We start from the raw sequence: 9,184 nt of genomic DNA, 5'->3' as shown, positions 1-9,184 counted from the left end.
GGCCACGGTCTCGGCGCGGACCGGCGCGCGGCTCGGCCCGCTGACGCTCGAGGACGCGCAGCGTCTCGTGGCCGAGGGGGCTCCGGATGCACGCGTCGAGCCGGTCGACCGCGACCAGTGGACCGTCACGGCCCGGTACGACCCGCTCCGCCCGTTCCTGAAGGTCGCCCTCGGTGACGTCGCGGGGACCGAACTCTACGTCTCGCAGGTCACTGGCGAGATCGCCCTCGACACGACCCGGTCCGAGCGGGCCTGGAACTGGGTCGGCGCCGTCGCGCACTGGATCTACCTCACGCCGCTGCGTGCCCGGCCGGAGCTGTGGCGGACGGTCCTGCTCTGGCTGTCGGGCTTCGCCGCCCTGGGGGCGCTGAGCGGGCTGGCGATCGGGATCTGGAGCCTACGCCTCCGGCGGCGGTACGCGGGCGGGGCCGTCACGCCCTATCGCGGGCTCGCCCGCTGGCACCACCTCTTCGGCGTCGCGGGCGGGATCGGGCTCAGCACCTTCATCCTCAGCGGCTGGATCTCGATGAACCCAAACCGCTGGTTCTCGTCGAGCGCCGCGCCCGCCGCGATCCGCGCCGCCTATGCCGGACAGCCCCCCGCCCTCGGCCTCGACGCCGGAGCCCTGCGCGGCTTCGCCGGCCCCGGGACCCGGGCGCTGCGCTTCGCCGCCATCGGCGGATCGTGGTGGATCATCGCCGACAATCCGGCCGACGGCCCGACCAGCGTCCCGGCACGCCGCGCGGATGACGGCGCGGCCCTCGATGCCGCCGCGATCGCGCGGGCCGCAGCCCCGGCGCTGCCCGGCGGCGCGTTGCGCGCGGCGGAGCGCCTGAGTGCCTACGACCTTTACTGGTACCCGCGCGGGTCCGATCCGCGCCCGCTCCCGGTGCTGCGCCTGCGGTTCGGCGACCCGGACGCCACCTGGCTCCACGTCGATCCGCGGGACGGGACCCTTCTCCAGCGCCTGGATCGCTCGGGCCGGGTCAACCGCTGGCTGTTCGACGCCGCGCACCGCCTCGACCTGCCCGGGCTCACCCGAAACCGGCCGCTCCACGACGCGGCCCAGTGGACTCTGAACCTCCTGGCCGCCGGGATCGCCGTGACGGGGATCGTCGCGGGCTGGCGTAGGCTGCGCCGCGGCCTGCCGGCTCAGAAACCTCGATGACCGACGCGGCCCCTCAGAACCGCGCCGTCAGGAACAGCCGCACGTTCCGCCCCGGCAGCAGGATCTCGTCCTTTTTGAAGGACGTCGAATTGCGGATGTCGTCGTTCAGGAGGTTGCGGCCCTGGACCCCGAGGGTGATCGCGCTCGCCCCGTAGACCTTGGGATCGACCGCCTTGGTGTAGCTCAGCTCGGCGCGCAGGTCGTCGTAGCCGGGCGTCGGCGTCTCGTACACTGCCGTGGCGTCATGGCTGAAGGCGTGGAGCAGGTTCACGCGCGCAAACCACCCGTCGGCCCGCAGATAGACGCCGCCGCCGACCCGGTAAGGCGGGATGCGCGGCACGTTCGCGCCGTTGTCGAACTGGGCGCGGACGAAGTCGAACTGCGCCTCGATGCCGGCGAAGCCATTGCCAACCGGCACGAGGTCGTACTGGCCGATGATCTCGGCGCCGTAGAAGGTAGCGTTCTGCTGCTGGTAGACGATCTGCCTGTTGTCGGAGCCGACGCCGCAGGAGGCGAAGTCATCGTCGCAGGTGAGCCCCGTGTAGTTGCGGTAGATGAAGCCAGTATAGCGCGTGAAGTAGCCGGTCGCATCGAGGCGGAAGGGTCCCTCGGCCCGGCGGATGCTGGCCTCGACGGTCCGGGCGCGCTCCTTCTTGAGGTTCGGGTTGCCGATCTCGAAGGTCGCGGTGGCGTCGTGCGGCCCCTGCGAGAACAGCTCGTAGCCCGTGGGTCCGCGCTCGACATAGGAGCCGGTCAGGCTCGCCACGAAGCCGTAGGGCAGATCCTGCAGGGCGCCGATGCTGGCGCTCTTCGGGGCGAAGCGCCGGGTCCGCGCGTACTGGAACGGCTCCTGGCCGTCGACCGGCACGTAGTCCGCGGGGAACTGGGCGGCCGTACTCGACAGCCGGTCGACCTCGTAGCGCCCGGCCGCCTGGAGGCGCGTGCCCGGGCGCAGCTCAAGCTCCTCGAACAGGTAGACCGCGTTGGCGCGGGTCTCCGTCTTCGGCAGGAACGATTCGAGCTGCGTGTTGATCACGCGCCGGTCCGACTGGAAGCCCAGCGCACCGGTGAGCTTGCCGAGCGCCGTGAAGACCGGGACGTGCTGCAGTTCCAGGCGCCCCTCGGCCTCGCGGTTCTTGAAGATCGCCTGGACGCCCTCGATCCCGTCCCCGCCGATCCCGATCTCGTTGTGACGATAGACCGAGTAGCCGGCCCAGTAGCGGATCACCTCGAAGGGTCCGTCGAGGGGGCGGTACTCACCCCGCGACAGGACCCGGTCCTGGTTCGGGGTGAGGCGCGTCCGGTCCTGCTCGGCGACGCCGCCGGGGATCGCGTAGATCGCGTCGTAGTGGCTGACGGAGATGCCGACGAAGCCACGGTCGCCGATCGCCGAGATGCCGACCGCGCCGCCCTGAGACTCGTTGTAGGAATTCCGCTGGATGCCACCGGGGATCGCGTAGCTGTCGTTGGCGGTCCTGAAACCGTCGGCGTGGACCGCGACGCCGTCGCCGCCGGCATCCACCGTGGCGGCGCCCAGCCGGCCGTTATCCACGCTGGAGAATCCGCTGGTCACCTGCCCCTGCACGCCGTTCGCCGGGATGAAGGTCGGCACCCGGTTGTTGTCGGCCGAAACGACACCGCCGATGGCACCCGAGCCGTAGCGCAGGGTCGCGGGTCCGCGGATCACCTCGATCCTGTCGGCGACCAGCGGGTTCACCGGGACGGCGTGATCCTCGCCCAGGTCGGACACGCCGCCGTTGACGATGCCGTTCTCCTGGATCCGCACGCGGGCGTTGTCGAGGCCGCGGATGATCGGTCGCGAAGCCGCGCCCGGCGCGTAGCTCGTCCCCGAGATGCCCGGACGGTCGAACAGGGCGTCGCCCAGGGTCCGGGGCTGATCGCGGGCGATCTGATCCTGCGTCACCACGGTGACCGGCGAGAACGTGTTGGTCGCCACAGGCAGGATCCCGGTTGGAGCCGCGGGATCCGCGGCCGGCCCGGGGCGGGGTGCCTGGATCGGGCTCGGGCTCGTGACGCTGATCTCGTCGAGGGCGACGGCCTGCTGGGCACGAGCCGCGGAGGTGACCGTGAGACAGGCGCAGACGGTCGAGGACAGGACCGTGCCGGCGAGCAAACCGAAGCGACGCGAGGGAGACATCGAGACTCACACAGTGTTATATCGTTTCATTGTTGCGGCGCGGCGCCTTCGCGCAAGGCCAAATCCACCAGCCCTCCGACGCAGACAGGAAACGTTACATCGTTGCAACAACGTTCCTCGGAGCGACGAGAGTGTCATGCGGCGGCCGTCGGGTCGCCGTGATCGTCGACACCTGAGCGACGTGAACTTCGACGCCGACCTCGTGCAGGCGGGTGGCGCGGACCTGTCGCGGACCGACGAGCCGCTCGTCGAGATGACCGACGGCTGCATCTGCTGCACCCTGCGCGACGACCTCCTTGCGGAAGTCCGCCGCCTGTCGGAGGCGGGCCGGTCCGACTACCTGCTGATCGAGGGGACGGGCATCGCCGAGCCCCTGCCGATCGCCGCGGCCTTCTCGTTCCGCGACGAGGACGGGCGCTCCCTGTCGGACCTCGCCCGGCTCGACACGATGGTGGCCGTCGTCGATGCGGTGAACCTCCTGAAGGATTACGGCTCGGCCGCCTTCCTGCGCGAGCGCGGCGAGACCGCCGGCGCCGAGGATACCCGGGCGCTCGTGGAGCTGCTGGTGGAGCAGATCGAGTTCGCCGACGTGGTGGTGATCAACAAGGCGCGGGACGTCGCCGCCGATCACCTCGCCCTGGTGCGCTCGGTGAGGCGCGGGCTGAACGCCGATGCCCGCATCCTCGAGACCGAGCACGGGCGCGCGCCGCTATCCGAGATCCTCGATACCGGGCTGTTCGACGCGGAGGCGGCGCAGCAGCACCCGCTCTGGTTCAGGGAGCTGTCCGGCGCGCAGGAGCACGTCCGGGAGACCGAGGAATACGGCATCGCGTCGTTCGTCTATCGCAACTGGCGGCCCATCGACCCGGAACGCTTCAACGCCTTCGTCAACGCCACCTGGCCGGGCCTGATCCGGGCCAAGGGCCATTTTCAGGCTGGCGACGCGGCCGGACTGGGTCGGCGAGTTTTCCCTGGCGGGCGCCGTGGCGCGGGTCTCGGCGATGGGGTTCTGGCGGTCGGCGGTGCCGCGGCGGCGCTGGCCGGAGGCGCCCGAGCTCCAGGCGCGGCTGCAGGATGTCTGTAGCGCAGTCTCGGGCGATCGGTGCCAGGAACTGGTCTTCATCGGGACCGGCATGGACCGCGGCGCGCTCACCGCCGCACTGGACGCCTGCCTGATCGGGCCGGGCGCCGATCAGGAGCCATTCGATCCCGCGCCGTCCCGCGACCTCCCGGATCCGTTCCCCGCATGGCGCAGGGCAGCCTGAGCCGGTCGGTCAGGTCGCCAGCGCCTCGGCTTCGTCCTCGGCCTCGATCTCGGCATCCGCCTCGGTCGCCTGACCGGAGGCACCGGCCGCTTCGGCGAGGCCGCGGGCAGCCTTGCGCAGGAGCTTGCGAAGGCGCCGCCGGTCGGTCTTGTCGAGGTGGTCGAGCAACTCGGCCTCGACCTCTTCCTGAATGCGCTCGATCGCCTCGGCCTTGGCCAGACCCGCCTCCGTGAGCTGCACCCGGACTACGCGCCCGTCGCCCGATTCCGCCCGGCGCTCGACGATGCCGAGGGCTGCGAGGCGCGTCACGGTCTTCGAAGCCGTGGGCGGGCGGACACGCAGCAGCGCGGCGAGGTCGCCCATGGTCATCGTGCCGGCGGCGGCGAGCGCCTGCACCACCTGCTCCTGCCCGGCGAACAGGCCGAGCTTGGCCAGGCGGTCGCCGGTGCGGGCGCGATGCAGGCGTGCGGCCTGGACGAGCGCCCAGCCGACGCTGCGCACGCCGGGCGGCCGCATCTTCTTGGATGCGAGGCCGAGCACGGCCACCGCCTCATCCTGCTGATCGCGCTTCTGCTTGTCGCCCACCGGAGCGCCCGCGTTAGTGCCGGCGGCCGCCGGACGATCCTGAATCTGCACCGTCCACCCCCATCATGCGGCCGCCCGGGACGCTGTGGCGCTGACCGGTGACGCTGCGATGACGGGACTGGCGCGGATCGCCGCTCAGCAGTGCATGAGGCGCTGCAGTCGGTCCAGGATGTCTTCGCCGGTACAGGGGCGGGCGATGAACTCCGCACGCTCGGGCATGCGGTCCGGATCCGGGGCCGCGCGCCCGGACACGATCAGGATCGGCAGCTGCGGCCGCGCCTCGGCGACCGAACTCGCGAGGTCGAACCCATCGGTCTTGCCCGAGAGCTGCACGTCGGTGACCAGCCCGCAGATGTCCGGGCGGGCCTGAAGGATGCTGAGTGCCCGCTCCGCGGAGGCGCATTGCACGGTGTCGTAGCCGCCCTCCTCCAGCACGTCCCCGAGGTCCATGATCGTCAGCGCCTCGTCCTCGACGAGGAGGATTACCGGCCGATCGCCGCTCGAACCCGTCTGCTCGCTCGCCACTGTGTACTCCCTCAGGCAGCGTGCGGCCGCGAGGGCCGCCGCACGCGTCTTCAGCCGTAGGCCCAACGGTAGAAACGGTCCCGGGTTGCAGGCCTGTGCGGAGGCGCGCGCGCGGGCTTGTCGAGCGCGCGGTCACCGAGCCGAAGTCATCGGGCCGAAGCGGACGTCCGTTCGGTCACGACGGCGGCGACCGCCTCCACGAGACGGTCGAGCTCCGCCGCCGCGATCGTGAGGGCGGGGGTGAGATAGACGATGTCCCCGAACGGCCGTACCCAGACGCCGCGGGCGAGGAAGGCAGCCTTCAGGGCCGAGAGGTCCGGGACCTCGGTGAACTGCACGGCCCCGATGGCGCCGAGGATCCGGACGTCGGCAACCCCGGCCAGCCGCCGCAGGGGCTCCAGCCCCTCGGCGAGCCGGCTTTCGATCGCGCGCGCCTGGGTCAGCCGCGGCTCGCTCTCGAACAGGTCGAGGCTGGCATTGGCCGCCGCGCAGGCGAGGGGATTGGCCATGAAGGTCGGGCCGTGCATCAGCGCGGCTGCGGGATCCTCCGACCAGAACGCCTCGAACACCTCCGTGCGGGCCACGGTGGCGGCGAGCGCCATCGTGCCGCCGGTGAGGGCCTTCGAGAGGCAGAGGATGTCGGGGACGATCCCGGCCTGCTCGCAGGCGAACAGGCTTCCCGTCCGGCCGAAGCCGGTGAAGATCTCGTCGACGATGAGCGGCAGGCCGTGGCGGCGCACGAGCCGGGCGACGGTCGCAAGCACCTCCGGCGGATGCGTCCGCATCCCGCCGGCGCCCTGGACCAGCGGCTCGACGATCACGGCGGCCAGGGTCTCGCGGTGGGCCGCAAGCGCGGCGTCCAGCGCCGCGGTTTCCGCAGCCGTTCGCGGCAGGTCGCAGAAGAGCTGCGTGGGCAGGTAGGCACCGAAGCGGCGATGCATGCCCTCCTCGGGGTCGCAGACCGACATCGCCCCCATCGTGTCGCCGTGATAGCCGCCGCGGAACGCCAGTACCCGCGTTCGGCCGGTCACCCCGCGGTTGATCCACATCTGCGCCGCCATCTTGAGCGCGACCTCCACGGCGACCGACCCCGAATCGCTGAGGAAGACGTGGTCGAGGTCGCCCGGCAACAGGGTGGCAAGGCGCGTCGCGAGCCGCTCGGCAGGCGCATGGGTCAGGCCGCCGAACATCACGTGGGGCATGCGCGCGAGCTGGTCGGCCACGGCGCCGGCAATGCGCGGGTGATTGTAACCGTGAACCGCCGTCCACCAGGACGCGATGCCATCCACCAGCTCGCGCCCGTCGGCGAGGACGATGCGGGTGCCGTGGGTTGCCACGGCCTCCAGGGGCTGGGCGGCCGAGCGCATCTGCGTATAGGGCCGCCAGAGGTGGCGCGCGGGCGTGTCGGAGGTCATGGATCCGGAATGGGAGGGCCTCGGACGGCGGTCAAGGGTTCGGCGCACGCCGCTTGACTTTGCCGGCGCGGCGGCTCCCATCCGCAGCCTGATGGACAGCCTCGACACCTTCGCCCGCGGGAAACTCAACGCCCTGGAAGCCGGCAGCCTGCGACGCCGGCTGGTGCCGACCGAGCGCGGCCCCGACGCCGCGGCGACCCGGCAGGGCAGGGCGCTCGTCTCCTTCTCGTGCAACGACTATCTCGGCCTGTCCCACCATCCTCGCGTGATCGCGGCGGCTCAGGACGCCGCGGCGGCGCACGGTGCGGGCGCCGGCGGGTCGCGGCTCGTGACCGGCGACCATCCCTATCTCGGGGCGCTGGAGGAGCGGCTCGCCCGCCACAAGGGACAGGAGGCCGCCCTCGTTTTCGGCAGCGGCTACCTCGCCAATCTCGGGATCACCCCGGCGCTCGCCGGGCGCGGCGACCTCGTCCTGCTGGACGCGCTGTCCCACGCCTGCATGTGGGCCGGGGCGCGGCTGTCGGGCGCGCGGGTGCTGACCTTCCGCCACAACGATCCCGGCGACCTCGCGGCGCAGCTCGCGGAGCACCGGTCCGGGCACGGGCGCGCCCTCGTCCTCACCGAGCGTGTCTTCAGCATGGACGGAGACCGGGCGCCCCTCGGCGACATCCTGGGCGTCGCGGAGAGCTTCGATGCCTGGACGCTGGTGGACGACGCCCACGGCATCGGCGTGGTCGAGGACGGACCGCGGGCACCGCTGGAGATGGGCACGCTGTCAAAGGCGCTGGGGTCGTACGGCGGCTATCTCTGTGCGTCACGGCCCGTGATCGACCTAATGACGAGCCGTGCCCGCAGCTTCGTCTACACCACCGGGCTCCCCCCGGCCTCGGCCGCCGCCGCCCTGGAGGCGCTGACCATCCTGGAGGCCGAGCCTGTGCGGCGCGCCCGCCCGCTCGCCCTGGCCCGGCGCTTCACCGCCCGCCTGGATCTCCCGGAGGCCGAGAGCGCGGTCGTGCCGGTGCTGGTCGGCGCGGCGCAGGAGGCGCTCGCCATCTCGGCGGCCCTGGAGGCCGCCGGATTCCTGGTGGTGGCGATCCGGCCGCCGACGGTACCGGACGGAACGGCCCGGCTGCGGGTAGCCTTCTCGGCAGCCCACGAAGAGGCGCAGGTCGATGCCCTGGCCGATGCCGTGGCGCGGCTCACCGGGCGCGCCTGACCGCGCTTCCCGTCCGCCGCGCCCGCACCTATACCAGACCCCCCTGACGGGGCGCGCTGCGCCCTGCAAGCCCGTCGACGATGAGCGGGTGAGACCCGGGATCGAGAGGACGACGCCCATGGATGCCAGCGCGCTGCGAGCCCTCCAGGCTCCGATCAAGGACAAGTACCGCGATGCGCCGGATGCCGCGGTCATCACCCTGAAGGCCAAGGGCACCCTCGACGACACCAAGATCGCCTGCAAGGTCGAGACCGGCCGGGCCATCGCGGAGGCCGGGCTCCATCCGGCGACCGGCGGTTCGGGCGCGGAGCTGTGCTCGGGCGACATGCTGCTGGAGGCCCTGGTCGCCTGCGCGGGCGTGACGCTCAAGGCGGTGGCGACCGCCCTGGAGATCCCGCTGCGGTCGGGCACGGTCAGCGCCGAGGGCGACCTCGACTTCCGCGGCACCCTCGGGGTCGACAAGGAGGCGCCGGTGGGCTTCCGCAGCATCCGCCTGTTCTTCGAACTCGACACCGATGCGCCGGAGGACAAGCTGGCGCAGCTTCTGAAGCTGACGGAGCGCTACTGCGTGGTGTTTCAGACCCTGAACCACAAGCCCGAGCTGTCGGTGGCCGCGACCACGGCCTGACGGAGGAGCGGTAATGGCGGGCGGCATCACCCAGACCGAGTACTGGAACGGCGAGGTCGGCACACGTTGGGCGCGTAACCAAGCGGTGCTCGACACGATGTTCGTCCCGCTGACGGAGGCGTTGTTCGCGCGGCTGCCGCTGCGCCACGGCGCGTCCGTCCTCGACATCGGCTGCGGCGCGGGGGCGACCACCCTGGAGGCCGCGCGCCGGGTCGGGGCCGGCG

8 protein-coding genes and 1 pseudogene are annotated in these 9,184 nt (G+C 71.9%); 5 read left to right on the top strand and 4 right to left on the bottom strand.

From position 1 onward, the window contains the following. The coding region (locus tag AC1DXK_RS29005; RefSeq protein ID WP_477299579.1) for a PepSY domain-containing protein at nucleotides 1-1,168 on the top strand (1,168 nt) is incomplete at its 5' end. A 13-nt stretch (nucleotides 1,169-1,181) separates the two neighbouring features. Here the strand turns inward: AC1DXK_RS29005 and AC1DXK_RS29000 are convergent. Then, entirely contained in the window at nucleotides 1,182-3,326 is a 2,145-nt protein-coding gene (locus AC1DXK_RS29000; protein ID WP_477299578.1) for a TonB-dependent receptor, read from the bottom strand. Between the two features lie 140 nt (nucleotides 3,327-3,466). Here AC1DXK_RS29000 and AC1DXK_RS28995 point away from each other — a divergent pair. Beyond that, a pseudogene (locus AC1DXK_RS28995) lies at nucleotides 3,467-4,591 on the top strand (CobW family GTP-binding protein); the annotation flags it as partial. Nucleotides 4,592-4,600: 9 nt separating this feature from the next. Here the strand turns inward: AC1DXK_RS28995 and AC1DXK_RS28990 are convergent. The 3 genes from AC1DXK_RS28990 to AC1DXK_RS28980 form a co-directional block, all read right to left on the bottom strand. After that, nucleotides 4,601-5,227 (bottom strand): MarR family winged helix-turn-helix transcriptional regulator, encoded by a 627-nt coding sequence (locus tag AC1DXK_RS28990; protein ID WP_457106193.1) that lies wholly within the window; start codon nucleotides 5,225-5,227, stop codon nucleotides 4,601-4,603. An 84-nt stretch (nucleotides 5,228-5,311) separates the two neighbouring features. After that, nucleotides 5,312-5,701 carry a response regulator gene (locus AC1DXK_RS28985; protein WP_457106192.1) on the bottom strand — a complete coding sequence of 130 codons (390 nt, stop codon included), beginning with the start codon at nucleotides 5,699-5,701 and terminating at the stop codon, nucleotides 5,312-5,314. A gap of 146 nt (nucleotides 5,702-5,847) precedes the next feature. Further along, entirely contained in the window at nucleotides 5,848-7,116 is a 1,269-nt protein-coding gene (locus tag AC1DXK_RS28980) for an adenosylmethionine--8-amino-7-oxononanoate transaminase (protein ID WP_457106191.1), read from the bottom strand. 91 nt (nucleotides 7,117-7,207) lie between these two features. Here AC1DXK_RS28980 and AC1DXK_RS28975 point away from each other — a divergent pair, with 91 nt between their 5' ends. The 3 genes from AC1DXK_RS28975 to AC1DXK_RS28965 form a co-directional block, all read left to right on the top strand. Further along, a complete protein-coding gene (locus tag AC1DXK_RS28975) occupies nucleotides 7,208-8,332 on the top strand; it encodes an aminotransferase class I/II-fold pyridoxal phosphate-dependent enzyme (protein ID WP_457106190.1) in 1,125 nt (374 codons plus the stop codon). A gap of 118 nt (nucleotides 8,333-8,450) precedes the next feature. Beyond that, nucleotides 8,451-8,960: an OsmC family protein gene (locus tag AC1DXK_RS28970; RefSeq protein WP_457106189.1), complete on the top strand. Its 510-nt coding sequence runs from the start codon at nucleotides 8,451-8,453 to the stop codon at nucleotides 8,958-8,960. A 13-nt stretch (nucleotides 8,961-8,973) separates the two neighbouring features. Further along, the coding region (locus AC1DXK_RS28965) for an SAM-dependent methyltransferase (protein ID WP_477299577.1) at nucleotides 8,974-9,184 on the top strand (211 nt) is incomplete at its 3' end.

Source organism: Methylobacterium sp. P3_A11 (assembly GCF_056403155.1).
This window is presented reverse-complemented; position numbering and strand designations above follow the sequence as displayed.